The following is a 24,319-nucleotide window of genomic DNA, read 5'->3' as shown; positions in this document are numbered from 1 at the left end:
CGGCATCCAAGAACATCGAATTTACAGGGGAGTAGGATTTCATGGCGGATCGGGCAAAGGTGATCATCGGCGGCGCCGGCATCGGGGGCCTCATTGCGGCGCTTGCGCTGATAGAACGCGGTTTCGAGGTCGAAATCCATGAACAGGCGCCGGAACTGAAGGAAATCGGTGCGGGCCTGCAGCTTGCGGCCAATTCCACCCGGCTGATCATCGATGTAGGTCTTGGGCGCGAACTTGCCGACATCTCCTGGGAGCCGCAGGGCAAGGAAATCCGCCTGTGGAGCACCGGCCGCGTCTGGACTCTCTTCGATCTCGCGCAGGAATCCGTTGACCGATTCGGCGCCCCCTATTACATGGTTCATCGCGCCGATCTGCACCAGATGCTGGTGGATGCGGTGAACAAGCGGGCGCCGGGCGCCATCCGCCTGTCGTCGCGGATCATCGACTTCACTGAGGACGACAGGGGCGTGCATGTGGTCAATGCTGACGGCCGGCGCTTTTCCGGTGATCTCCTCATCGGCGCGGACGGCGTCCATTCCGCCGTTCGCGGAAAAATCTTCGGTGCGGCCAAGCCTGAATATACCGGCCTAATGGTCTGGCGCGGCATCATCCCCACGAAGAAACTGCCGGAACATCTGCTGCGGCAGGTCGGCACCAATTGGGTCGGGCCGAACCGGCATGTGATCCAGTATATGGTTCGCCGCGGCGAGCTGATGAATTTCGTCGGCGTCGTAGAGCGCGGCGACTGGACGGTGGAATCCTGGACGGCGGCAGGCAGTCATGCGGAATGCCACGCGGACTTCGAGGGCTGGCACGAAGACGTGCATACGATGATTGAGAATATCGAAGTGCCCTACAAGTGGGCGCTGATCGGCCGCGCGCCGATGCAAGCCTGGTCCGAGGGCCGGACGACGCTGCTTGGCGATGCCTGCCATCCGACGCTGCCTTTCCTGGCGCAGGGTGCCGGCATGGCGATCGAGGACGGCGTGGTGCTTGCCCGTTGCCTAGATGCCTTCTGGCCGGATTACGAAACGGCGCTCTTGCGTTACGAGGCGCTCCGCCTGGAGCGCACCTCGCGGGTGGTCACCGGCTCGCTCGAAAACGGACGGCGCTTCCATAATCCCGAAATGGCGAATAAGGAAACAGCGGAAGCTTATGTAACGCGCGAATGGCGGGGCGATCGTGTTAATGCACGTTATAACTGGCTATTCGAATATGATGCGAGCTCCGTTCCCTTGAACGAAAAATCTGTCGCGGAGATTTCATGAATGTAGAAGACAGCGCTGAGACCGATCGCGAACAGGGGTTCGTGCAGACCATCACGGTCGGGTACCGGTTGGTTCAGGCGCTGGAACAGGGTGGCCGGGGGCAGACGCTGAAGGCTGTCGCGGCGGCGGCGGACATGCCATCCTGGAAAGCCTATCCCTACCTCGTCAGCTTGGCGCGCATGGGGATCGTCGTCCAGAATCCCGATACGCTATGCTACGGGCTCGGCCCCGGCGCGGCCATGCTAGGACTTTCTGCCATTTCCCAGGCAGATGTCCTCTCGCTTGCACCAGAAAAGATGCAGATACTGCAGGATCAGGTGCAGTTGCCGGTCTATCTCTCGGTGCTCGGCAATCTTGGCCCGACCATCGTGCGCAAGTTCGACTGGGATTCGCAGCTTCTGGTGACGATGAAGCTGGGGCATGTGTTACCACTCATGTCGTCGGGCACGGGCGCAATCTTTTTAAGCTATCTCCCGCTGCATCAATTGACCGGTATCATCCGGCAGGAAACGGGAAGAGATCCGGATCTTGCGGCGATTGAGGAGATTGTCACCCGGACGCGACGCGACGGGGTGGCGGTGTCCGAACGGGCGTTCGACCTCGCTTTCTGCTCCGTTTCAGCCGGCATCTTCGATCACGAGGAACATCTGGTTGCGGCAATCACCATTCTCGGCATGAACGGCCGCACCGATCTTTCGCTGGAGAGCAGAGCGGCAGAGCTGGTGCTCGATACGACCAGGGACCTCTCCCGAACACTTGGATCGTCTACCTAGATGTTTGATCCTGGGCGGCGTTTCAAGCAATGATACTAGCAGGCCCGAGACCTTCGCCCGAACTTAATTAAATCGCCGACTTTCGAAACAGCTGAACCGATTCATCCGGCAACTGATCGGCGCGCCGGACCGAAAGTCTGATGGTAGACGCGTCATTCGGATCCGGTGCCAATCGCGGCGAGGCGCGACCCAGCAGGAAGAAGACAAGATCCCCTGCCCGGCTTCAAACTCGTTGCCGTCAATGACGAGCTTGAAGAGGCTCGAAACCATGGCAAGGATCTGTTGTTTTCTCCTCAAGGATAGCGTTGGCGACCGTCTCCATGCGAACGGCCGAGATCTTGCGGCGCAAAATACTTTTTCGGGATGAACCTGGTCATGTCGACGACATGCCGGCAATTTCTCCCAATCGATCAACATTATTCAGGAGACGCTGGCGAACACTGCAGCCGCGCTCGGCAAGACCATCAGTGATGCGATGTTGGAAGTGTTTGATGGCCTGATAGGTGAGTAGCGTGGGTAGAGCGACAAGCGGGCCTTGGGGACGGGGCGTCCTCTGGCTCTGCCCACGCGTCCCAATGAGCGCTGGAGCCTGGACTTCGTCAGCGATGCCGTCGCAGACGGTCGCCGCTTCCGTGTGCTGGCGGTCGTTGACGACTTCACCCGCGAATGCCTATGCCTGGTCACCGACACATCCCTGTCGGGCACTCGGCTTGTCCGCGAGTTGGATAGCCTTGTCGCCAGACGGAGAAAGCCTAAGACGATTGTCTCGGACAACGGTACCGAGATGACCTCGATGGCAATACTTAGGTGGTGCCAGCAGACTCGTGTCGAATGGCACTACATCGCCCCCGGCAAGCCGATGCAAAACGGCTTCGTCGAAAGCTTCAACGGCAGCTTCCGCGACGCGTGCCTCAACGAGACGCTGTTCTCGTCACTGGTTCAGGCCCGCCCTGCCATCACCGCATGGAAGGAGGATTACATCCCCAGCGAATTTGCAATGAAATGGCAATGGAAAAACAGGCCGCATAAGGCCAGATTGGAAACCAAAGATTCTCCCGAAAACTGGGGGGATATTGGGTCTCAGGTCAGTTCGGAAATATTCACATCGACTGTTTCAGATACACTTGCCCAGATCGCAATAGCAGGCGCCTCGGTCAGGTTGAAAAAGATAAAGGTCTTGAAGGGAATCGAACCAGCGACGCCTTACCAGAGGGGTTAAGTGCTTGATAGGACGGGCTTTGGGGAATAACGCCGATTTATGAGACTTGGTTGGGTGTAAAATGTGTACCGGCGCTATATCTCATCGCCGGTCGGTAATGGTGACATAACGCTTGCCTGAATCACACTTACAGCCTTTCGCTTGTGTGGCCCTCGGTCAAGGTCGAACGGTCAGTCGCGGATGAGAGTGACTGCTGTTCGGCGATTAATCCGCTCGTAACGGCGGCAGCGGCTTGCCGGCCAGCGATGAGGCCAAGTCCGATCGCCGTCAACAGTCCGTTTCCGGACAGATAACCGGACGCCTCATTGCCCGAAACGCCGCAAGCAGCGCCGCCTGCGGCATAAAGATTGGGCATCGGCCTGCCACTTTCACCGATAACGCGCGCAGACGTATCGACGACGAGGCCACCTTGCGTATGGAATAGGGCCCCGGTAACCTTCACGGCGCAATAGGGAGGCTGGAGTTCCGGCATATCTCTGAAGGAACGGCCGAAGGGGTCCGAGGCGCGGCCTCTCGCGTAGGACCGAACATTTTCGAAGTTCGCCACAAACACGTCGGCCGGCACGTTCATCAGAGTAGCAAGCGCCGGAATGGTATCCGCCGTCAGGACAGCGCCCATGCCTTCCGCGCGGCGAAAATCCTCGAACTGTCGGGTGATCCCTGCGATACGACTGTCGAACACCGACCAGGCGATCTGTTCGGGCTGGCGCAGCACCTCGGCTGCCTGTTCCGAATAGCCCTTCGCCTCGTTGCTGAAGCGCTCGCCCTCGACATTCACCTGAAAACCGCCTTCGGTGATAGTTGCCCAAGAGATCAGGAAGCCGGCGGGATGTGCGACCGAACCGTGGCCCTGATGGCCATTCAGATGCCGGCTCTTTGCGCCAAGCGCTTCCCCCCAGATCAACGCATCACCCTGATTGCCGGGATGCCCGAAATACAGTGCATCGGCCAGTGGCTTGATGTGCTTTGCCACCAGCTCCTTGTTGCCGCCATAACCGTTGCACGCAAGCACGAGGGTGTCGCAGCCGACCTCTTCGGAACTGCCGCCCGGACGCTCGAAATGCAGGCCAAACACCCTGCTCTCCTTATCGGCGAAAAGCTCCGTGACATGAGCGTTACAGAGAACCGGAATCCCTGCATTCTCGACGGCTTCGCGTAGCGCATCGATCAGTTCCTCGCCGGAACGCGTTGGCAAACCATGCATGCGCCGCGCCGAATGACCAGGATAGGAGAAATCCGCAACGACCGAGAATTTCAGCCCGTATGTATCCGCTAGCCATTCCAGCGCCGGCCCTGTCGTGCGGGTGACAAGATCGACAATCTCGGCATCCGGTTCGTCATGCGCCTTCTTCATCACGTCGCGCGCAAAACTGTCTGCATCGTCGGAGATGCCAGCTTCGGCCTGCCATCGGGTCGCAGCGGCCGGCACCAGGCCAGCGGAAAGGGCGGTAGAACCGCGCGGCAGAGGATCGCGTTCGAGGACCAGAACCTCGGCACCTGCTTCATGCGCGGCAAGCGCGGCCACCATGCCAGCCGCACCTCCGCCGATGATCACTACCGGCACGGAATAATCGAACTCCCGGCTCTCTATCCGCGTCACCTTGGCCATTCTCGTCTCTCCGTTCCCGCATTGCAGACAGCTATCTGTCATTTTTGGAGGACAATAATCTGTATTATTTTTAAAACAACATTTGATTTTCGCGATCGCCCGTGCCTAGATTTGGAAAAAGGGAACGGAAGGAGGGCATCGTGCCAGGCATCGATGCTGGAGGCGGCAAAACGCTTTTCGACAAGGTTTTCGACGCGCATGTGGTCGTCAGGCGCGAGGACGGCCAATGTCTTCTGTGGATCGACCGGCACTTCCTGCATGAAGGCTCGTTCCACGCGTTCAACAAGCTGAAGGACCGTGATGCGGAGGTCACTCGTCCGGACCTGACCTTCGGCATCGAGGACCATTATGTCCCAACCCGCACTCGGGATCTAAGCAAGATCGATCCGGCTATCCGGGGCATGATCGAGCAGCTGCGCGGCAATAGCGAACGCCATGGGTTGCGCCTCTTCGATCTCGACGACCCCGGACAGGGCATCGTGCATGTTGTCGGCCCGGAACAGGGGCTTACCTTGCCAGGCCTCACCATGGTCTGCGGCGATAGCCACACCGCTACCCACGGCGCTTTCGGGGCCATCGCCTTCGGCATCGGCGCTTCGGAAGTCGCGCATGTGCTGATGACACAAACACTCTGGCAGAAGAAGCCGAAGCGGATGCGCGTGACCGTCGATGGCACGTTGGCGCCGGGTGTCACGGCCAAGGATATCGCACTGTCGATCATCGCCAAGATCGGCGCGGACGGCGCGGCCGGTCATGCGATCGAATATGCTGGCTCGGCGATCCGTGGTCTTTCCATGGAAGGCCGATTGACGCTCTGCAATCTTTCCATCGAGGCCGGTGGCCGTTGCGGTATGGTCGCCCCCGACCAGACGACCGTCGACTATCTTCGCGGCCGGCCATTTGCACCACAGGGCGAGGCTTTCGAGGCCGCTGCGAAGGATTGGCTGGCGTTGGCCAGCGATCCGGATGCCGTTTTCGACCGCGAAGTCCTGTTTGATGCCACCGAGATCGCCCCCGTCGTCACTTGGGGCATCACGCCGGAAGATGCATCGCCTATTACCGCAACCGTGCCGGACCCGGAACAGATTGCCGATCCTGCCCGCGCCGCTCAGGTTCGCGATGCGCTGGATTACATGGACATCAGGCCCGGCCAGAGCCTCACTGATATTCGTATCGACCGGGTTTTCATCGGCTCCTGCACCAACAGCCGCATCGAGGATATCCGCGCAGCCGCCGCAATTCTCGCCGGCCGCAAAGCCAAGGTACCGGGCCTTGTTTCGCCGGGTTCGATGCTGGTGAAGAAGCAAGCCGAAGAAGAAGGATTGGACCGCATTATCCGCGACGCCGGCCTGGAATGGGTTGATGCGGGCTGTTCCATGTGCGTGGGCATGAATGGCGATCTCGTGCCGCCGGGCGAACGCTGCGCCTCCACCACCAACCGCAATTTCCGCGGCCGGCAGGGGCCGGGCTCGCGCACGCACCTCATGTCACCGGCCATGGTCGCGGCTGCCGCAGTCACCGGTCACCTGACAGACATGCGCCAGTTGATGCGCGAACCGGTTTCGGCCGGAAACTGAGGGGGGGAGCGCCATGAAGCCGTTCAAGACTCTGGATGCCATCGCCTGCCCCCTGCCCCAATCGAATGTCGATACCGACCAGTTGATCCCGGCCCGTTTCATGAAACGCTCGCGCGCCGATGGCTATGGCGGCTTCCTGCTCTATGACCTGCGTTTCGACGAGAACGGCGAGCCGAAGACCGATTGCCCGCTCAACGATACCATTCGTCAAGGAGCGCAGATCCTAGTCAGCCGCCGCAATTTTGGCAGCGGTTCCTCCCGCGAAGCTGCCGTTTATGCGCTGGTGGATTATGGGGTCAGCTGCGTCATCGCCCCGTCCTACGGTGACATCTTCGCCTCCAACGCGGTCAATAACGGTCTTCTGCCAGCGGTGATCAGCGAAGAGGATTGCGAGGCGCTGCTGGCCGGCCTGCAGGATGGTGCCGACACGGCGACCGTCGATCTCGAAGCGCTGACGATCCGTTGTGCCAATCTCGTCGTGCCTTTTACCGTCGATCCGGTCTGGCGCACCAAGCTCCTGAACGGCTGGGACGATATCGACCTGACCCGCAGCCATTCCGAAGCAATCGCCGCCTTTGCCGCCGCGGACCGCGAGAGGCGACCCTGGATGCAGCCGAACCGGCCGACCACCGCGAAACCGGAGGCCTGATCGTGACGCTCGCCTTCTCGCCCGGTCGCATCGGTTCCCTGACATTGGCAAATCGCATCGTCATGCCGCCGATGCAGCGGTACGAAGGCACGGCGGAAGGCTTCGCGACCGGTTATCACGTCAACCATTATGCGCGCCGCGCCCGCGGCGGTGTCGGCCTGGTCATCCTGGAATCGACGGCGATTTCGCCGGAGGGCCGGCTGATGGGCGACGATATCGGCATTTTCTCCGAAGCCCACGCGCTTGCTCTTTCAAGGATCGCAGCGGCGGTAAAGGCGGAGGGCGCCTCGGCGCTGGTGCAACTCAGCCATGGCGGTCGCAAGTCCCGGCCCTATGGCGGCGGGCCGCTGCTGGCACCGAGCGCGGTCGCCTATGACGAGCGCTACGGCATGCCGCAGGCGATGACGGAAGCCGACATCGAAAAGCTGATCGCCGACTTTCGCATCGCCGCACGTCGAGCCATCGACAGCGGCTTTGCAGGTGTCGAGTTGCATGCCGCACACGGCTATCTTCTACACCAGTTCCTGTCGCCGCTCAGCAATCGCCGTGACGACGAATACGGCGGAGATGAAGACCGCCGCGCTGTACTGCCTGCCCGCATCATCCGTGCCGTCCGGGACGAACTCGGGCCGCAACCGGTCGTCACCATGCGCATCAGCGCCAGCGACAATGCAGACAGTGGCCTGACGCCCGAGATGGCGGCACGGGCGCTGTCTTACCTTGCCGGCCACGGGCTCGATGCCGTGCATGTTTCCGCCGGCGGCCTTGTGCCACCGGCTGCGCAGACAATGCCACTGGTCGAATCCCTCGCCTGCGCCGAGATCATCCGCAGCGCTCTTTCCATTCCGGTGATCGCTGTGGGAGGCATCAACAACCTAGCCGACGTCGAGGCCATCCTGTCGACCGGCAAGGCCGATTTCGTCGCGATCGGCCGGCCCCTACTAATATATCCGGATCTCAGCCGCATTCTTTAATGAAGACGATTGACACGGCATCAAATCTGTATTCTCAATAAGACAACTAAATGTCTTATAAAAAAGACAATCGGGAACGCTACAATGTCTTCGACCATGGAACCTCTGAAGGCGAGACGACTCTACCTCTTGCTGCGGGAACAAATCCTGCGCGGAGAAGTGGCGCTCGACGAGCGCCTGCCGAGCGAGCCGGCGCTGGCGCAGGAACATGGTGTTTCACGCGTCACCGTGCGGCGCGCGCTCGACAAGCTCGCCAGCGACGGCATGATCGAACGGCGGCCAGGGTCCGGCACCTTCGTCAGCGGGGGCAAGACCAGCATGCCGGTCGTCGCAGACTTCTCGAACGTGCTAACCCACCTCGTCGAAATGGGCCGCAAGACGGGCGTACGGCTGATTTCGTTTGCCTATGTCAACGCGACGCCGGCTATGGCGGAAGAGCTACGGCTCGATCCCGGCGAACGGCTGCAGCGGTCCGTTCGTGTCCGCCTCATCGATGGCCAGCCGTTTTCCTATCTCGTCACCCACGTGCCGGAGCGGATCGGCATGTCCTATTCGGAAGCCGATCTCGCCTCGACGCCACTGCTGGAACTGCTGGAACGCTCCGGCCTCGTCGCCGAGCGGGCGACACAGGTGATCGGCGCGACGCTGGCCGGGCCGGAAGCGGCCGGCGCGCTTGACCTCGATATCGGCGCGGCACTTCTGTCGATGACGCGTGTCGTCTTCGAGCCTTCCGGCCGCGGCATCGAGCACCTTCAGGCGCTCTACCGGCCGGATCGCTACTCTTTCCATATGGATCTCGAACGCACCGGAGCCGATGGCGCCCGGCGCTGGACACCTGCCGATGCCGTGCGCGCATCGGAACAGAACAACGAAAACAAGAAGAATACCCGCACGAAGCGGCCGCCCCCTCAGAGGAGAACAAAACCATGAAATTTATCGATACGACATTGAACCGCAGAACAGCCCTGAAGGGTGGCGCAGCCGCCCTCGCAACCATGGCAGCCCCGGCAATCGTCCGTGGTGCCGAACCCTCACCGATAAAGGTCGGCATTCTGCAGCCGGTCACCGGTGCATTGGCTCAGGATGGTGAATACGGCCGCATGGGCGCCGAACTCGCCATCGAGGACATCAACAAGGCCGGCGGTATCAAGTCGCTCGGCGGCGCCAAGATCGAAATGGTCTTCGGTGATGCGCGCTCCACGCCGGAAGCCGGCACGCAGGAAGTCGAGCGCATGCAGGAAGCCGGCGTTTCGGCGATAATCGGCGGTTTCGCCAGCCCGATCTGCCTTGCCGGTTCGCAGGCTGCTGCTCGCTACGACCTGCCCTATATCGTCGATGTCGGCGTGACCGATCAGATCATCCAGCGCGGCCTGAAGAACACGTTCCGCTTCGCACCGGGCTTCTCGCTTTGCACGGGCGCCGCGATCCAGAACCTCGTCAAGATCAACGAGGCTTCCGGCAAGGCAGCCAAGACCGTCGCCCTCGTGCACGAAGACGGCCTGTTCGGCTCGGGTCTCGCCAAGCTGATGGCTGCCGAACTGCCGAAATACGGTTTCGAAATCCTCGAACTGATCGCTGTTCCGACCCCTTCGCGCGATCTTTCCAACGTCGTCCTGCGCCTGCGTTCGCTCAACCCCGATCTCGTCATCCCGAGCACCTATTATGGTGAGACCGTGCTTCTGGCCCGCACCATGCAACAGCAGCGCGTTCGCCCGAAGGGAGTCTACAGCGTGCTGAACGGCGCGGCCTCCAACCGCCGCTTCGTCAAGGAGTTCCCGGAAGCAGCCGAAAACGTCATGGACTGCAACCACTGGCACGACCCGCGCAACGAAAAGGCCGTCGCACTGCAGAAGCGTGTGGAAGCCGCCGGCAAGATCTACAACTACAACGTCCCGCTCAACTATTCATGCGTCGGCCTCCTTGCCGATGCGATCGAGCGTGCCGCTTCGGGCGACCGCAAGAAGATCATCGAGGCACTCGGCACCTCGACCTTTGCCGGCCACCTGATGCCTTACGGCGCAACCAAGTTCGAAAACGGCCAGAACATGGGCGCAGCTCCGGTTTCGACCCAGGTTCAGGGCGGTGACATCAAGGTCGTCTTCCCGGAAACCTTCGCGAACGCCAAGCCGAAGTTCCCGGCCAACGGCTGATCGCCATCCAGTCGATGCCCGGGCCTGCCGTTACGCGGGCGCGGGCGATTGCCGGCCGAATGACGCGGGATAGAGCATGTTTTCTCCTACCATCATCATCGAAGCGATGATCAACGGGCTTTTGACCGGCGCGATCTATGCGCTGGTCGCCCTTGGTCTGACACTGGTCTACGGTGTGCTTCACATCATCAATTTTGCGCATGGAGCAACGCTCGCGGCTGCCATGTTCGCCGTCTGGGGCCTGAATGCCGCTTTCGGAATCGATACATACTGGACGATCCCGATCGTCACGCCTGCATTCTTCGTTCTTGGTTATGTGGTGCAGCGCTTCGTTATCGGCCCGGCAGCGCATGGTGACGATGGCAATATCCTGCTCATCACGCTTGGCATTTCCATCCTGATCGAAAACGCGTTGCTGGCCGGATTTGGCTCGGATACCCGCTCGATCCCCTCGGATTTCTCGTTTGCGATCGTCGAGGCCGGCCCGTTTCTACTGTCGAGTGCCCGCCTCGTCGGTGCAGCCGGTTCGCTGGTGGTGGCAATCCTGTTCTGGCTGCTGATGAGCCGCACGGACACCGGCAAGGCAATCCGCGCCGTGGCGCGTGAAAAGCTCGGCGCCAATCTCGTCGGCATCAATGTAGGGCATATCTACGCCATCACCTTCGGATTGGGCTGCGCGGCGCTCGCCGTTGCGGCAAGCCTGCTGATGCCGACCTTCTACGTTAATCCGCGCATCGGCGGCGCTTTCGTCAACATCGCCTTCACCGTCGTGGTACTCGGCGGCATGGGCTCCATTCCAGGCGCCATGGCCGGCGGCCTGATCATCGGCATGGTGGAGAGTCTGAGCGGCTTGCTGCTCGGGGAAAGCCTCGGTCAGATCGGCATCTTCATCATCTTCATTCTGGTCCTGCTCCTGCGTCCGACCGGCCTGTTCGGAGCCAAAGCATGATCGGACGCGGTTATCTTCCCATCATCCTGGTCACCCTGCTTATCGCGGCAACCCCGCTGGTGATCTCGTCGAATTCGTTCTTCAACTTCACCGTTCTGGTACTGATTATCGCGCTTGCCGCGCAGGGCTGGAACCTGCTCGGCGGCATCGGCGGACAGACCTCCTTCGGTCATTCGATGTTCTTTGGCATCGGCGCTTATACCGCCTCGATGCTCCAGACTCATCTCGGCGTGAATGCCTGGCTCTCGCTGGTCGCAGCGATTGCCGCCGGCGCGCTGGCTGGCCTGATCGTCGGTTTCCTTAGTTTCCGTGCAGGCCTTCGCGGATCATATTTCGCACTGGTGACGCTCGCATTCGCAGAACTGCTGCGCGTGCTCGCCAATGCCTCGGAACTGACGGGTGGAGCGGCCGGCCTGCTGCTGAAGCTCGATCCGGGCTTCGCCAACATGCAGTTCTCCAGCCGCCCGACCTTCATGCTGCTGGCGCTCGCCTTCGTGTTCGCCAGTCTCGTCATCACACAGAAGATCGTCAATTCCCGCTTCGGCGCACATCTCGTCGCCGTACGCGAGAACGAGGACGCGGCCAAGGCGCTCGGCGTCGATGTGCTGACCGTCAAACTGAAGGCCATCAGCCTTTCCGGCGCCATGACGGCGGCGGCCGGCGTGCTCTACGTCCAATATTTTCTTTATATCGACGCCGGTATCGCCTTCGGTATCTGGATTTCGATCGAGGCGTTGCTTGCACCGATGGTCGGCGGCCGCGGGATGGTGCTTGGGCCTCTGATTGGCGCCTTCACGCTGCACGGCCTTGGCGAAATCACCAAGAGCTTTGCGGGCCGCGTACCCGGCATAGACCTGATCGTCTTCGCCATCGTGCTGATCGTCGTGATTGCCTTTGCCTCCAGCGGTATCCTCGGCCTTCTCAAGAAACTGGCCGACCGCTTTTCCTCGAAGGAAGGTGCGTGATGCTTAAGGTTGAGAACGCCACCATGCGTTTCGGCGGCCTCATCGCCGTCAACAATGCCTCGCTGGACGTCAGAGAAGGCTCGATCACCGGTCTGATCGGCCCGAACGGCGCCGGCAAGACCACCCTGTTTGCCATCATCGCCGGCTTCCTGAAGCCGACGGAAGGCGCGATCTCGCTTTACGGCAAGGACATCACCACCGAGCAGCCCCACAGGCGCGCCATCTCCGGTATTGCCCGCACATTCCAGATCGTGCAGCCCTTTGCGGGTCTCAACGTGCATGAAAACATCACTGTTGGCGCTTATCTTCGGCATGCAAAGCCTTCCGATGCCGTCGAAAAAGCCCGTGAAGTCGCCCGCCAGGTCGGCCTCGAAAAGGACCTGGAAAAATCCGCCGCGAGCCTGACGGTAGCCGGTCGTAAGCGGCTGGAGTTGGCGCGTGCGCTCGCCACCGAACCGAAGATCCTGCTGCTTGATGAAGTGCTCGCGGGTCTCAACCCTTCGGAAATCCGCGACATCATCCCGGTCATCCGCACGATCCGTAATAGCGGTGTCACCATCCTGATGATCGAACACGTGATGCAGGCGGTGATGAACCTGTGCGAACATGTCTACGTGCTGGCCCAGGGCAAGATGATCGCGGAGGGCACGCCGACGGTGGTCTGCAACGACCAAGCCGTGATCGAGGCCTACCTTGGCAAGGGTTCCGCAGAGCGGATTGCACGCCAGAGCGCAGAGAATACGGGAGGCCCAAATGCTTGAAGTCAAAGGCCTTCGCGCCGGCTATGGCGCCGTCGAGGTGCTGCGCGGCATCGACATTTCCGTCAGCAAAGGTGAGATCGTTGCGGTCCTAGGTGCCAACGGCGTCGGCAAGACGACGCTGAACAAGGCGCTGTCTGGCGTCCTGCCGGTAACGGCAGGACGCATTGTCTTCGACGGTGTCCCCCTCAGTGGCTCGTCGACGGCTGCAGTTGATGCGGGCCTGATCCATGTGCCGGAAGGCCGCAAGATCTTCCCAAACATGACCGTGCTCGAAAATATCGAGCTCGGCAGCTATCGCCGCGGCAAGAAGAACCGCACCCGCAATCTGGAAAACGTCTTCGCCACCTTCCCGCGCCTCAAGGAGCGCACGGGCCAGGCAGCCGGCACGCTTTCCGGAGGCGAGCAGCAGATGCTGGCAATCGGTCGCGGCATGATGGCCGAACCGAAACTTCTGATCCTCGACGAACCCTCGCTCGGCCTTTCGCCACTGCTGGTCGAGGAGATGTTCAACCTCGTGCGCCGGCTGAACCAGGACGGCCTGCCGGTCATGCTGGTGGAGCAGAACGTCGTTCAGTCGCTGGAGATCGCCTCACGCGCCTACATCGTCGAGAACGGCACGATCACAATGTCCGGCACGGCGGCGGAAATTTCCGCCAATCCGGAACTGAAGCGGGCCTATCTCGGGCTTTAGCCCGGGTTAGAATGAGGAGGACACGATCATGACCATCGTTACCCGAAACATCATTACCCCGGGCATCGTTCCCGCATCCGTGCTTCTGGCCGAACCCCGGCCTGACTGGCTGACTCGATGGGGCCGTTTCGGCGTGACGCTGGGCTTCGACAAGCTCCAGCCGGAACTGGTCGCCCAGACAAAACTTGTTCTGCTCGATTGCATCGGCGCCATGGCATCCGGCATGCAGGAGCCGGAACTGCTGAAACTCGCAGGACGCCTCGCCAAACGCGGTCGCGGCGACGTAGCGGCTGTCGGTGCCGGCATTTCGCTGCGCGGCGACGATGCGGCTTTCATCAACGGTACAGCCGGCACCGCACTGGAGCTGGATGAAGGCAACTCGTTCGCACGCGGCCATCCCGGCATACACGTTCTGCCGGCGGCATTGTCGACCGCGCTTGCCGGTGGCAAGAGCGGCAGGGATTTCATGACCGCCTTCATCCTCGGTTACGAAGTGGGCGCGCGGGCGGGGGCTGCCTGCCGCCTGCGCCCCACCGTTCATCCGCATGGAACATGGGGAACGATCGGCGCGGCTTTTGCGACCGCGCTGCTTGACGGAGCCGACGAGGAAGCTCTGATCGAGACGGTCAATGTTTCCGCGACACTCAGCGTCGGCGCCAGCCTGCGCGCAATGTTGGAAGGCGCTACCGTGCGCAACAGCTTCTGCGGTTTTTCCAACCGCAACGGCATGATGGCCTGGGATATGGTCGCTTCCGGCTTCAAGGGTGAGATCGACTCTGTCTGCACCGTTTATAGCGGCATTCTCGCCGAGGGTTTCAAGCCGGAAATGATGGCGGATGAACTCGGTAGTCGTTACGAGATCCAGCGCAACTATTTCAAGCGCCACGCCGCCTGCCGCTTTACCCATGGTTCGCTCGATGTCGTCCGGTCGCTGATCACGGCCCACGGCAGGATCGCGCCTGAAGACATCGCTTCGATCGAGGTCGAGACCTATGCCTACGCGGCACAGCTAGACAGTCTCGAACCCTCCAACATGCTGGCGGCAAAGTTCTCGCTGCCGTTCGCGATCGCCACGACGATCATCAACGGCGAAGCCTCCGTGCCGGCTTTCCGCCAAGCCTCTGTCGACAACGAGACGATCCGCGCGCTGGCCCGCAAGGTCTCGGTCCGCGAAAAACTGGAATACACCGCCATGCTGCCGGACAAACGCCCGGCGCACCTGACCATCCGCCTCACCGACGGCCGCGTGCTGGCTGCGGAGACCATGACCAATCGCGGCGATGCGGTCGATCCCTACACCCCGGATGAGGTCCGCGCGAAGTTCTTCGAGCTTGCCGTACCGGTCTGGGGCAAGGCCCATGCCGATCGCATTCTGAATGCCATTGAAACGATCGAAACGGCGCCGGACCTGACAGGCCTCAACAGCCTGCTTGCCCAGCCTGCGATCAAGGAAGCCTGAAATGACCTTGAAAACTCTCCTGTCCCGGCCCGGCCCGATCGTGGCCCCTGGGATCTACGACGCCCTGACGAGTTCCATCGCAACCGATGCCGGCTTTGATGCGCTTTATCTCTCCGGCGCGGCGATCGCCTACACCAGGCTGGGTCGTCCGGACATCGGCCTCGTCTCGATGACGGAAGTCGCCGATGTGATCGAACTCGTGCGCCACCGTGTCGAGACGCCGGTCATCGTCGATGCCGACAATGGTTACGGCAATGCGCTGAATGTCCTGCGGACCGTCAAGACCTTCGAACGGGCTGGCGCCAGTGCCATCCAGCTTGAAGACCAGACGCTGCCGAAGCGTTGCGGCCATCTTCAGGACAAATCGCTGATCTCGGCATCCGAAATGGCCGGCAAGATCAAGGCGGCCGTTGATGCCCGGACAACGGAAGAAACCCTGATTATCGCCCGCACGGATGCCGTCGCCGTCGAAGGCTTCGAAGCGGCGATCGAACGCGCTTCGCATTATGCCGATGCCGGCGCAGACGTGCTGTTCGTCGAAGCCCCCCGCTCGCAGCAGCAGTTGGAAGCCGTCTGCAAGGCACTCGGCCACCGTTTGCCGCTGCTCGCCAACATGGTGGAAGGCGGCAATACGCCGATGATGACAGCAGGCGAACTCGGCGAACTCGGCTTCAAGATCGTCATCTTCCCAGGCGGCATCGTACGGGCCATCGCCCGCACCGCACAGGATTACTATCATTCGCTCCAGGCCAATGGCAGCAATGAGCCCTTCCGCGACCGGATGTTCCAGTTCAACGACCTGAATGAACTGATCGGAACGCCGGAAATGCTTCAAGCCGGGCGCGAGTACGAAACCTTCGTTCCACCGAAGGGCGCCTCCAAGAAGGGCAATGCAGCATGACCACGAAAACGCTCGATCCCGTAACACTCGCCATCCTCAATGGACGGCTGGAACAGATCGCCGACGAGATGGACGCGACGCTCTATCGCTCCGCGTTCAACCCTATCATCGCCGAAGCGCGCGACGCCTGCCACGGTCTCTACCACGCGGAAACCGGCGCGACGCTCGTTCAGGGCACGCGAGGTCTGCCGATTTTCGTGGGCGCCATGGCCTTTGCGGTGAAAGCGGTCATCGAGAAGGTGGCCCGAGATGGCAATCTTTCGCCGGGCGATACTTTCCTCTTCAACGATCCCTATGCCGGCGGTACACATCTGAACGACTTCCGGCTCGTGAGGCCGGTTTTCCGCGAGGACAAGCTCTATTGCTGGATCGCCTCGGTCGGCCACTGGCTGGATATCGGCGGCAATGTGCCAGGAGGCTTCAACGCCAAGGCAACGGAAAGTTTCCAGGAAGGCGTGCGCATCCCGGTCGTCAAGCTCTTCACCAAGGGCGTCATCAACAACGACATTGTCGAGATCCTTTCTGCCAATTCGCGAGTGCCGCTATCCAACTACGGCGACCTGAACGGTCAGCTGAACGCGCTCGACCTTGGCGAACGAAGGCTCGACGAGCTACTGGACAGCTATGGCAACGACACGGTGGAGGCAGCGTTCGAGGCCTTTTCGAACCGTGCCGAAGCAATGATGCGCGAGGAAATCCGCGCCCTGCCGGATGGCACATATGTCTTCGAAGACTATCTCGACAATGACGGGATCACGCCGGACAAACTCACCATCGCGCTCGACCTGACGATCAGGGGCGATGAGATGGTGCTGGACTTCTCCCGCTCCTCCGGCCCCTGCGCCGGACCGCTCAACATCGCCTATTCGACGGCGGCCGCCTGCTGCTACGTGGCGCTGAAGCATGTCTTCACCAGCGTGCCGGCCAATGCCGGCTGCCTGCGGCCGATCGAGTTCGTCATTCCGGAAACCACGCTGCTTGGCGTCAAGCCGCCGAAGCCGGTCGGCGGGTATACGGAAACCATCCTGCGCGTCATCGGCGTCGTGTTCGGCGCGCTTGCGCAGGCCGATCCCGCCCGCGCCACAGCTGGCCCGTTCGGCACGATCAATGCGCTTTCCATCGCCGGTTACCGCGATGACGGTTCGCGTTACGTGATGTTCTCCTTCTTCGGTGGCGGCCTTGGCGGCAATCCCGAAAGCGACGGCTTGAACCACGCCAACAACCCGATCTCCATGGCGACCATTCCGCCGGCAGAAATCATGGAAGCCTCCTATCCGGTGCTCTTCACCCAATGGGCGCTGCGGCCGGATTCGGCCGGTGCCGGTTGTCACCGCGGCGGTGTCGGCGCGATCTACGAGGTCGAGGCCATGACCGACGCGGATGTCTTCCTGCTCGGCGAACGCGGCGTCTACGCGCCCTTCGGCGTCGCCGGCGGCGGGGAAGCGGCGCTCAACCGCTTCACCTGGCAGGCTGATGACGGCGAACACTCGCCACCGCTTGCCTCCAAGGTCGCGGATGTCCGCATCAAGCCCGGCCAGCGCGTGCGCATCGAAGCCCCCGGCGGCGGCGGTTTCGGCAATCCGAAGACGCGGCCTGCCGAAAAGGTGGCCCGCGACGTCCGCCTCGGCTTCGTCAGCCGTGAAGCAGCCCGCGAGATCTACGGCGTCGAAACCGATGCCGCAGGCAATATCGATATGACTGCGACGATGAAACTGCGTGAAGGAGCTGCCGCATGAACACCAACGTAAAGACGGGCGGCGCCTCCGTCGTCGGCGTCGATGTCGGCGGTACGTTCACCGACCTCTTTTTCCACGACGCTGCGACCGGCCGTTTCCGGACCGCCAAGGTTTCCTCCAACCGCGGCGATGAGGCGATCGGCTTCCTCGAAGGCCTGAAGACTTTCGGCTCGATCGCTGAACTCGGCTCTATCGTGCACGGCACGACGGTTGGTACCAATGCACTTCTGGAGCGCAAGGGCGCCTGCACTGCGCTCATCACTACGACCGGTTTCCGCGACGTTTTGGAAATGCGACGCCGCGACCGGCTGAATACCTGGGGTCTATGGGGCGACTTCGTACCCGTGATCGAACGGGACCTGCGTTTCGAAGTGAACGAACGTATTCTGGCGGATGGTACCGTTCGCAAAACGCTCGATCCGGAAGAAGTCAAGGCCGCCGCCCGCCGTGCGCTCGCTGCGGGTGCCGAGGCGCTCGCCATTGTTTTCATCAACGCCTATGCCAACCCGGCCAACGAACTCGTGGCGCTGGACGCCGCCCAATCGGTCTGGCCGAACGAGAACGTCGCGTGCTCTTCACAGATCCTGCCCGAGATCCGCGAATTCGAACGCACCTCCACTACGGCGCTTAATGCCTATCTGCAGCCAGTCGTCGGCGGGTATCTTCGCAAGCTGACGGATGCGCTGAAAAGCGAAGCCTTTAGCGGACGATTCCACATCGTCCAGTCGAACGGTGGCGTCATGTCGACGGAGACAGCACGTCGCCTGCCGGTGCGCACAGCCCTGTCCGGTCCCGCGGCCGGCGTCATCGCTGCGGCGGCAATCTCCAAGGCGGCTGGTTTCCCGAACATCATCACCGGCGATCTCGGCGGCACGTCCTTCGACGTTTCGCTGGTCGTCGAGGGCGAGACCTCCCTTGCTGCCCAGACAACGATCGACTTCGGCCTCGTCATCCGCACGCCGATGATCGAAATCACCACGATCGGCGCCGGCGGCGGTTCGATCGCCCATGTGGATGCTGGCGGACTGTTGCAGGTCGGGCCGGAAAGCGCCGGCTCGCGCCCCGGCCCGGTCGCTTATGGGCAGGGCAATACGCGCCCGACGCTGACCGACGCCAATATCGTGCTCGGCCGCATCAATGCCGACCGCCCAATCGGCGGCAAGCTCGCGCGTCTCGACGTCGAAGCCGCCAAGAAGGCCATCGAGGAACATGTGGCCAAGCCTACCGGCCTCGGTGTGATGGAATCCGCCGAAGCGATCGTAAAGATCGCCGACGGGCGGATGGCCGGCGCCATCCGCCTCGTTTCCATCGAACGCGGCCATGATCCGGCGAAATTCGTTGCCGTACCGTTCGGCGGCGGCGGCGCACTCCATGCCGGCTCATTGATAAAGGATGTCGGCCTGCAGGCCGCACTCGTGCCGCGTTTTCCGGGCGTCACCTCGGCGCTCGGCTGCGTCATAGCCGACATTCGCCACGACCAGGTGCAGACCGTCAACCTGACGGTCGCGGCACTCGACACCGAAGTCCTCGACAAGCGTATGGTGGCGGAGGCGGAAGCCGCCCGTCAGATCGTTGAGGAAGCCGGCCTGCAGATAGAGCGTATCGATGTCATTTTCGAACTCGACATGCACTATGTCGGCCAGACTCACACGGTTTCCGTGCCGCTGCCGGTGACGGTCGAAAATGGCTCGACAGGCGTAACCCGCGAGATTGTCCAGGCCGCATTCGATGCGGCATATCAGTCATCATTCAGCCGGCTGCTACCGGGCCTCCAGGCCAAAATCGTCAACCTGCGAACCTCGGCGATCGGTCGCCGGCCGCATTTCAGCCTCGGGGCACTGGCTCCGGAACCGGGTACGACCGTGGAACAGGCGAAGCGCGGCAACCGCCCCGTCTGGTTCGATGGCGGTTGGCATGACACGGCGATCTATGCCCGCCTCGCACTGCCGGTTGGCGCGGTGATCCAAGGACCGGCCATCCTCGAACAGCCGGACGCGACCGTATTGGTCGATCCAGACCTTATGGCTCGCGTCGACGACTTCGGCAACGTGATCATGGAGCGGAAGGGATGAGCAAGTCCGCCATTCCGGTTGAGAAAACTGGTCTGATCATCGTCGATCTCACCAACGATTTCCTGGCCCCGAATGGGGCTTATGGGCGCGCCGGCCAAGGCGCACAGGAGATCGCAGCCCTTCCGGAAAGGATCAAGCCGCTGGTCGACCTCCTGCGCGCCAAAGGCGGTTGGGTGATCTCGGCACAGTTCACGCTAGTGCCGGCCAAAGGCGGCGAGCCGATTATCTCGCCGCATCTGAAGGAACTGCGCCCCTTCCTCGGCAAGGGTGACTTCGCGCCCGGAAGCTGGGGCAACAGCCTGGTCGACACGCTGGCGCCGGCCGATCTGGTGGTGGAGAAAGTTGCATATTCCTCCTTCTACATGACGCGACTCGAATGGGTTTTGAAGAAATGCGGCATCGAGCGCCTGCTTGTCGGCGGCATCGTCACCAATGGTGGCGTCGCTTCCACGGTCCGCGACGCGCATGTCCGGGATTTCGACACGACCGTGCTTTCCGACGGCTGCGCCGCCTTTTCGCAAGCCACCCATAACGTCGCGATCGAGGCGCTGAAACCAGTCGCCCGCGTCGCCACCATTGCCGAAATCTGCGCCGAGCTCGGCTGAGCCAAACAATCGGAGGATATCATGCCCGTTATCGAGACCACGCTGATCGAAGGATATGACGCGGAGACGAAAGCGCGTCTGATGAAGGGCATGGCGCGCGTGGTGCGCTCTGTGATCGCGGCGGTGCCGGAAGGCACGATCACCGTCATCCGTGAAGTAAGCCCGAGCTCCTATGCCCGCGGCGGTATTCCGCGAGTGCCTGGTCCGCCACTCCCGCCGGCAACGGATTTCGTCGCCGACTTTGCGAAGGCGCTCGCAAGTGGCGATGCGGCGAAGGCGTCCGCATTTCTCACGCCAGAATTTACCGCCACGGATACCAAAGGTGCCACGATCAATCTCGCCGGGCTGATGAACGCCGCAGCCGGTCGGGTCTATGTTCGCTTCGACGAATCCGTCAACGACGAGAACGTGCTGGTGTTTGCCGAAGGTAGGGCCGGTTCCGCCCGCTTCATCGAACGCTTCACCATTTCCGGAAAGCTGATTTCCGGATACATAATCTGGACCACCGCATGAACAGCGCAGGTGACAAGGCCGACATCGTCATCATAGGCGCTGGCGCAGCCGGCCTTTGCGCCGCGCTTGCCGCCTGTGAAGCTGGTCTTTCCGTCATTGTGCTGGAGCGCGACACGGAGCCGGCTGGCAACACGGCGATGACACTCGGCATGCTTCCGGGCGCCGGCACGCGTTTCCAGCGCGAGAAGGGCATCAAGGATACGCCCCAGCTTTTCCTCGCCGACATCATGAAGAAGGCCAAGGGCAAGACCGACGAGCATCTTGCCCGTGCCGTTGCACAAGCTTCCGGTCCCGCCGTCGAATGGCTGCATGACCGGCACGGCGTGCATTTTGAACTGCTGGACGACATTCTTTATCCAGGGCATGCGCGCCATCGTTATCACGTCCCGAAAAGCCGAACCGGCGTCGAGATGGAGGCCAATCTTCTCAGGGCCGCGCAGGCTGCCGGTGCGCAGATCGTCACGGGCGCATTGGTACAGCAGCTGTTGTCGGCGGAAAACGGCCGAGTGGAGGCGGTCGGCTATAGCCTCAACGGTAAAGACAAGGTGATGGGTGCTGGCGCGGTCGTGTTGGCAACGGGCGGTTATGGCGCGGATGCCTCCATCGTCGCGCGACACATTCCCAGCATGGCGGATGCGGTTTTTTGCGGCCATCACGGCTCGACGGGCGACGCGCTGCGCTGGGGCGAAAAACTCGGCGCGGCCACAGCCGATCTTGGCGGCTATCAGGGTCATTGCGTGGCCGACGGTCCCGACCTGCCCGTCACTTGGGCATTGGTCATCCGCGGCGGTTTCCAGGTGAATTCGACCGGCAGGCGTTTTTCCAACGAGATGAGCGGTTATTCCGAGCAGGCCTCCGAAGTGCTGAGCCAGCCCGACGGCACCGCTTGGACGATCTACGACAAACGCTGCGAAGAGCCGGCGCTGACGTTTCAGGATTATCGCCGCGTGCTGGAAAGCGGTTCGGTCGTAACGGCGGATAGCATCGGCGAGCTCGCCGACAAGATCGATGTTCCACACGAAGCACTGCAGGCGAGTTTTGACCAGGTCTCCGCGGCGATCGGCGGCCTTTCGGCTGATCCGTTCGGCCGGGAGTTTACCGACTTGATGCCGCTCGAAGCGCCTTTTCTGGCGGTTCGGGTCCGAGGAGCGCTGTTTCACACCCAGGGCGGCCTGATGGTCGATGCATCAGCGCGCGTGCTGCGGTCGGATGGTTCGGCGCTACCCAATCTCTTTGCCGCCGGCGGCGCGGCACGTGGTCTCTCCGGCCCGGCTTCTTACGGTTATCTCGGCGGCAACGGCCTGCTGACGGCCGTTGTTCTTGGGCGTTTCGCCGGAGAAGGCGCCGCGGCGCTGCTGGGGCAGCGCAAGACAAACGAAATGATGTGGAGGATCTGAGTTTGGCCAAGGTTCTAGTGATCGTCCCCTTTCCGATGGACGAGGACAATCTTTCAAAGCGTAAGGCACAACTCGACGCGGTCAGGCTTGGCGAGGGCATCGAGTTCGATTTCAAGCCGGTGCGCATCGCGCCGGTCAATTATGTCAGCCAGCAGGATTCGGTGCTCGCCGATGTCGGTATTCTGGAAGCCGGACTGCAGGCACAGGCTGAGGGTTACGACGCGGTTTGCATTGATACGATGAGCGATTCCGGCATGTCGGCGCTGCGTTCGGTGCTCGATATTCCGGTCATCGGCCCAGGCCGCCATTCCATGCTGCTGGCACTAACGCTTGGCGAAAAGTTCTCGATCCTCGCCATGTGGGATCGCTGGCGGCATCTCTATACGAAGACGCTCGCCGAGCTCGGTCTGCAGCACAAATGCGCCTCGCTACGTTCCGCCGGACTGCAACCGAATAACCAGAGCCTGCTCGCTGGCAAGGAAGACGAATTCTTCCCGGCGCTTTACGAAGCGGCGATGCGCTGCATCGAGGAGGACGGCGCCGATGTGATTATCCTCGGCTCGACCACGATGCACGAGGCACATGCCTATCTCGCCGAGCGCCTGCCTGTACCGATCATCAATCCGGGTCCATTGACCTATCGGCTTGCCGATGCAGCGATCAAACTGAAGCTCGCACATAGTCGCGTTTCCTACCCCTCCCCTTCGCAGATCGCAACCAAACGCCTGGCCGAAATGGGCAAGATTGCAGCCGGACTTTGAGGAGGACCAAAATGACCCGCATTCTTCTACTGTCGCCCGCCGACCTCGACCTAGCCGATGAGGTCATCGTTACCGGCGTCACCGATTCCGACACCGAAACCGTCCATCGCCGTGTCATCTATCCCTCCTGCCCGCCGATCGGCGCGCATGACTGGGCGCTTGCCGACCTCGCCATCATGGCCGCCGGACAGGACGCACAGGCTGAAGGCTTCGACGCAGTCTGCCTCGCCGATTTTGGAGATTACGGCGCCAACGCACTTCGTTCGCTGCTGGATATTCCGGTCGTCACCGCCGGCCGTGCGTCCATGCTGCATGCGCTTACGCTTGGCGCTCATTTCAGCGTGCTCACTGGAGAACGGGATTATGTCCGCGTAAAGAAACTCGTGCACGAATATGCGCTCGACTCGCAGTGCGCCGGCATTCATCTGTTGAGGCCCGAGGCCGAGGTCCTGGATGTGGTCGGTAAGGCCGAAGTGCTGGTGATCGCCGGGGGAACGCAAAAGTCCGGATTTGATGCGCCTAATATCCCGATCGTCGATCCTGTTTCGCTGGCAGTGAAAATCGCTGAAAGCCTCGTTAGCCTTTGCCTTTCCCACAGCCGCCACGCCTATCCCGTGCCGCAGATGCGTAAGGCGGCATTGATCAAGGCTATCTCCCACCAAAGTTAAGGCAGCGATCGAAAAGATCGAAGAGCATGTGAATGACGGGTGATGTCAGGTTGTTTGATTGAAGCCGGGCGAAGGGCTTGCCGTTGAACTGAGGCAGCTGCACCGGTTACGGCCTTCGACTGCGCCATTGCACGGATACGATGAATGTGGGTGGCGAGGGCGGTGTGCTTCTGGTGGGACGGGACAAAGTGATTTCTGATTGCCGAAAAGACCGCGATGAATCGTTGCAATCCGCCGGCGGATCGGAAGCCTTTCATCACCCGTTCTCGCTTTCGCAGCGGCAGGTGTGAATTTTCCGTGCGATTGTTCAAGCCTTTATGCGATCGATGTTTGACTGAAGGCATCACATCCCGCTTTACCGCTCCATATGAGCGCAGCTTGTCGGTAATGATCCGCTTCGGCGTGAGGCCTTGCTTCTTCAGCCGCCTGACCAGCAATCGCCTGGCAGCCGTCGTGTCACGACGAGCCTGTACGATTTCATCGAGAACATATCCGTGCTGGTCGACAGCTCGCCAAAGCCAGTGTTTCTGGCCACCTATGGAAATCACCATCTCGTCCAGGTAACCAGGTGTCCTTTCGCGACGGCTTCTTTCTTCGCAACTGCTTTGCGCAGGCAGCACCG

Annotated in this window: 22 protein-coding genes and 1 pseudogene; 21 read left to right on the top strand and 2 right to left on the bottom strand. The window is 61.4% G+C overall.

Annotation, left to right across the window (positions count from 1 at the left end):
* The first annotated feature begins 41 nt into the window (after window positions 1–41).
* The 3 genes and pseudogenes from J2046_RS19575 to J2046_RS19565 form a co-directional block, all read left to right on the top strand.
* A complete protein-coding gene (locus tag J2046_RS19575; protein WP_210054720.1) occupies window positions 42–1,268 on the top strand; it encodes an FAD-dependent monooxygenase in 1,227 nt (408 codons plus the stop codon).
* The gene (locus J2046_RS19570) at window positions 1,265–2,041 is read left to right on the top strand and encodes an IclR family transcriptional regulator (RefSeq protein WP_210054718.1); all 777 of its coding nucleotides are present in this window, start codon (window positions 1,265–1,267) and stop codon (window positions 2,039–2,041) included. Before J2046_RS19575 ends, J2046_RS19570 begins: the two co-directional genes overlap by 4 nt.
* A 526-nt stretch (window positions 2,042–2,567) precedes the next feature.
* Window positions 2,568–3,020, top strand: a pseudogene (locus tag J2046_RS19565) (DDE-type integrase/transposase/recombinase); the annotation flags it as partial.
* Between the two features lie 367 nt (window positions 3,021–3,387).
* Here the strand turns inward: J2046_RS19565 and J2046_RS19560 are convergent.
* Entirely contained in the window at window positions 3,388–4,869 is a 1,482-nt protein-coding gene (locus J2046_RS19560) for an FAD-dependent oxidoreductase (RefSeq protein WP_210054716.1), read from the bottom strand.
* Window positions 4,870–5,009: 140 nt separating this feature from the next.
* On the opposite strand from J2046_RS19560, the gene leuC reads away from it, so the two are divergent.
* The 18 genes from leuC (at window position 5,010) to J2046_RS19470 (ending at window position 23,697) form a co-directional block, all read left to right on the top strand.
* Window positions 5,010–6,446 (top strand): 3-isopropylmalate dehydratase large subunit, encoded by a 1,437-nt coding sequence (gene leuC, locus J2046_RS19555; protein WP_325169768.1) that lies wholly within the window; start codon window positions 5,010–5,012, stop codon window positions 6,444–6,446.
* Window positions 6,447–6,459: 13 nt separating this feature from the next.
* Window positions 6,460–7,095, top strand: coding sequence for a 3-isopropylmalate dehydratase small subunit (gene leuD / locus J2046_RS19550; RefSeq protein ID WP_210054714.1), 636 nt, complete (start codon window positions 6,460–6,462; stop codon window positions 7,093–7,095).
* Between the two features lie 2 nt (window positions 7,096–7,097).
* Complete coding sequence (locus J2046_RS19545) at window positions 7,098–8,069, top strand: oxidoreductase (RefSeq protein ID WP_210054712.1); 972 nt, start codon at window positions 7,098–7,100, stop codon at window positions 8,067–8,069.
* Between the two features lie 84 nt (window positions 8,070–8,153).
* A complete protein-coding gene (locus J2046_RS19540; RefSeq protein ID WP_210054710.1) occupies window positions 8,154–8,999 on the top strand; it encodes a GntR family transcriptional regulator in 846 nt (281 codons plus the stop codon).
* The gene (locus J2046_RS19535; RefSeq protein ID WP_037144985.1) at window positions 8,996–10,219 is read left to right on the top strand and encodes an ABC transporter substrate-binding protein; all 1,224 of its coding nucleotides are present in this window, start codon (window positions 8,996–8,998) and stop codon (window positions 10,217–10,219) included. Before J2046_RS19540 ends, J2046_RS19535 begins: the two co-directional genes overlap by 4 nt.
* Window positions 10,220–10,295: 76 nt before the next feature.
* Window positions 10,296–11,168 (top strand): branched-chain amino acid ABC transporter permease, encoded by an 873-nt coding sequence (locus J2046_RS19530; protein WP_210054708.1) that lies wholly within the window; start codon window positions 10,296–10,298, stop codon window positions 11,166–11,168.
* Window positions 11,165–12,133: a branched-chain amino acid ABC transporter permease gene (locus J2046_RS19525; protein WP_210054706.1), complete on the top strand. Its 969-nt coding sequence runs from the start codon at window positions 11,165–11,167 to the stop codon at window positions 12,131–12,133. The genes J2046_RS19530 and J2046_RS19525 overlap by 4 nt, the downstream gene beginning before the upstream one ends.
* Window positions 12,133–12,894, top strand: a complete 762-nt coding sequence (locus J2046_RS19520) for an ABC transporter ATP-binding protein (RefSeq protein WP_210054704.1) — start codon at window positions 12,133–12,135, stop codon at window positions 12,892–12,894. The genes J2046_RS19525 and J2046_RS19520 overlap by 1 nt, the downstream gene beginning before the upstream one ends.
* Window positions 12,887–13,585 (top strand): ABC transporter ATP-binding protein, encoded by a 699-nt coding sequence (locus J2046_RS19515; RefSeq protein WP_037144968.1) that lies wholly within the window; start codon window positions 12,887–12,889, stop codon window positions 13,583–13,585. The genes J2046_RS19520 and J2046_RS19515 overlap by 8 nt, the downstream gene beginning before the upstream one ends.
* 28 nt (window positions 13,586–13,613) lie before the next feature.
* The gene (locus J2046_RS19510; protein WP_210054702.1) at window positions 13,614–15,044 is read left to right on the top strand and encodes an MmgE/PrpD family protein; all 1,431 of its coding nucleotides are present in this window, start codon (window positions 13,614–13,616) and stop codon (window positions 15,042–15,044) included.
* A 1-nt stretch (window position 15,045) separates the two neighbouring features.
* Window positions 15,046–15,945, top strand: a complete 900-nt coding sequence (locus J2046_RS19505) for an isocitrate lyase/PEP mutase family protein (RefSeq protein ID WP_210054700.1) — start codon at window positions 15,046–15,048, stop codon at window positions 15,943–15,945.
* The gene (locus J2046_RS19500; protein WP_210054698.1) at window positions 15,942–17,681 is read left to right on the top strand and encodes a hydantoinase B/oxoprolinase family protein; all 1,740 of its coding nucleotides are present in this window, start codon (window positions 15,942–15,944) and stop codon (window positions 17,679–17,681) included. Before J2046_RS19505 ends, J2046_RS19500 begins: the two co-directional genes overlap by 4 nt.
* Window positions 17,678–19,753, top strand: coding sequence for a hydantoinase/oxoprolinase family protein (locus tag J2046_RS19495; protein ID WP_210054696.1), 2,076 nt, complete (start codon window positions 17,678–17,680; stop codon window positions 19,751–19,753). Before J2046_RS19500 ends, J2046_RS19495 begins: the two co-directional genes overlap by 4 nt.
* A complete protein-coding gene (locus tag J2046_RS19490; RefSeq protein WP_037144930.1) occupies window positions 19,750–20,358 on the top strand; it encodes a cysteine hydrolase family protein in 609 nt (202 codons plus the stop codon). The genes J2046_RS19495 and J2046_RS19490 overlap by 4 nt, the downstream gene beginning before the upstream one ends.
* 21 nt (window positions 20,359–20,379) lie before the next feature.
* Window positions 20,380–20,871, top strand: a complete 492-nt coding sequence (locus J2046_RS19485; protein ID WP_210054694.1) for a tautomerase family protein — start codon at window positions 20,380–20,382, stop codon at window positions 20,869–20,871.
* On the top strand, window positions 20,868–22,268 hold the full coding sequence (locus tag J2046_RS19480; protein WP_210054692.1) for an FAD-dependent oxidoreductase: 1,401 nt from the start codon (window positions 20,868–20,870) through the stop codon (window positions 22,266–22,268). The genes J2046_RS19485 and J2046_RS19480 overlap by 4 nt, the downstream gene beginning before the upstream one ends.
* Window positions 22,269–22,270: 2 nt before the next feature.
* On the top strand, window positions 22,271–23,029 hold the full coding sequence (locus tag J2046_RS19475) for an aspartate/glutamate racemase family protein (protein WP_037145899.1): 759 nt from the start codon (window positions 22,271–22,273) through the stop codon (window positions 23,027–23,029).
* Window positions 23,030–23,040: 11 nt separating this feature from the next.
* On the top strand, window positions 23,041–23,697 hold the full coding sequence (locus J2046_RS19470; RefSeq protein ID WP_210054690.1) for an aspartate/glutamate racemase family protein: 657 nt from the start codon (window positions 23,041–23,043) through the stop codon (window positions 23,695–23,697).
* On the opposite strand, the gene J2046_RS19465 is transcribed toward J2046_RS19470, so the two are convergent.
* Window positions 23,694–24,317, bottom strand: coding sequence for an IS6 family transposase (locus J2046_RS19465; protein WP_459213536.1), 624 nt, complete (start codon window positions 24,315–24,317; stop codon window positions 23,694–23,696). The two genes, J2046_RS19470 and J2046_RS19465, sit on opposite strands and share 4 nt — an antisense overlap.
* Between the last annotated feature and the right edge of the window lie 2 nt (window positions 24,318–24,319).

Source organism: Neorhizobium petrolearium (assembly GCF_017873175.1).
Classification (GTDB): Bacteria; Pseudomonadota; Alphaproteobacteria; order Rhizobiales; family Rhizobiaceae; genus Neorhizobium; species Neorhizobium petrolearium.
This window is presented reverse-complemented; position numbering and strand designations above follow the sequence as displayed.

Bases quoted from the DNA above. Each gene is read 5' to 3' on its own strand.
- J2046_RS19500 (WP_210054698.1), top strand. From the start codon at position 15,942: ATGACCACGAAAACGCTCGATCCCGTAACACTCGCCATCCTCAATGGA.
- J2046_RS19485 (WP_210054694.1), top strand. From the start codon at position 20,380: ATGCCCGTTATCGAGACCACGCTGATCGAAGGATATGACGCGGAGACG.
- J2046_RS19560 (WP_210054716.1), bottom strand. From the start codon at position 4,869: ATGGCCAAGGTGACGCGGATAGAGAGCCGGGAGTTCGATTATTCCGTG.
- J2046_RS19515 (WP_037144968.1), top strand. From the start codon at position 12,887: ATGCTTGAAGTCAAAGGCCTTCGCGCCGGCTATGGCGCCGTCGAGGTG.
- J2046_RS19570 (WP_210054718.1), top strand. From the start codon at position 1,265: ATGAATGTAGAAGACAGCGCTGAGACCGATCGCGAACAGGGGTTCGTG.
- J2046_RS19575 (WP_210054720.1), top strand. From the start codon at position 42: ATGGCGGATCGGGCAAAGGTGATCATCGGCGGCGCCGGCATCGGGGGC.
- J2046_RS19480 (WP_210054692.1), top strand. From the start codon at position 20,868: ATGAACAGCGCAGGTGACAAGGCCGACATCGTCATCATAGGCGCTGGC.
- J2046_RS19535 (WP_037144985.1), top strand. From the start codon at position 8,996: ATGAAATTTATCGATACGACATTGAACCGCAGAACAGCCCTGAAGGGT.
- J2046_RS19510 (WP_210054702.1), top strand. From the start codon at position 13,614: ATGACCATCGTTACCCGAAACATCATTACCCCGGGCATCGTTCCCGCA.
- J2046_RS19525 (WP_210054706.1), top strand. From the start codon at position 11,165: ATGATCGGACGCGGTTATCTTCCCATCATCCTGGTCACCCTGCTTATC.
- J2046_RS19490 (WP_037144930.1), top strand. From the start codon at position 19,750: ATGAGCAAGTCCGCCATTCCGGTTGAGAAAACTGGTCTGATCATCGTC.
- J2046_RS19520 (WP_210054704.1), top strand. From the start codon at position 12,133: ATGCTTAAGGTTGAGAACGCCACCATGCGTTTCGGCGGCCTCATCGCC.
- J2046_RS19505 (WP_210054700.1), top strand. From the start codon at position 15,046: ATGACCTTGAAAACTCTCCTGTCCCGGCCCGGCCCGATCGTGGCCCCT.
- leuD (WP_210054714.1), top strand. From the start codon at position 6,460: ATGAAGCCGTTCAAGACTCTGGATGCCATCGCCTGCCCCCTGCCCCAA.
- J2046_RS19495 (WP_210054696.1), top strand. From the start codon at position 17,678: ATGAACACCAACGTAAAGACGGGCGGCGCCTCCGTCGTCGGCGTCGAT.
- J2046_RS19530 (WP_210054708.1), top strand. From the start codon at position 10,296: ATGTTTTCTCCTACCATCATCATCGAAGCGATGATCAACGGGCTTTTG.
- J2046_RS19470 (WP_210054690.1), top strand. From the start codon at position 23,041: ATGACCCGCATTCTTCTACTGTCGCCCGCCGACCTCGACCTAGCCGAT.
- J2046_RS19540 (WP_210054710.1), top strand. From the start codon at position 8,154: ATGTCTTCGACCATGGAACCTCTGAAGGCGAGACGACTCTACCTCTTG.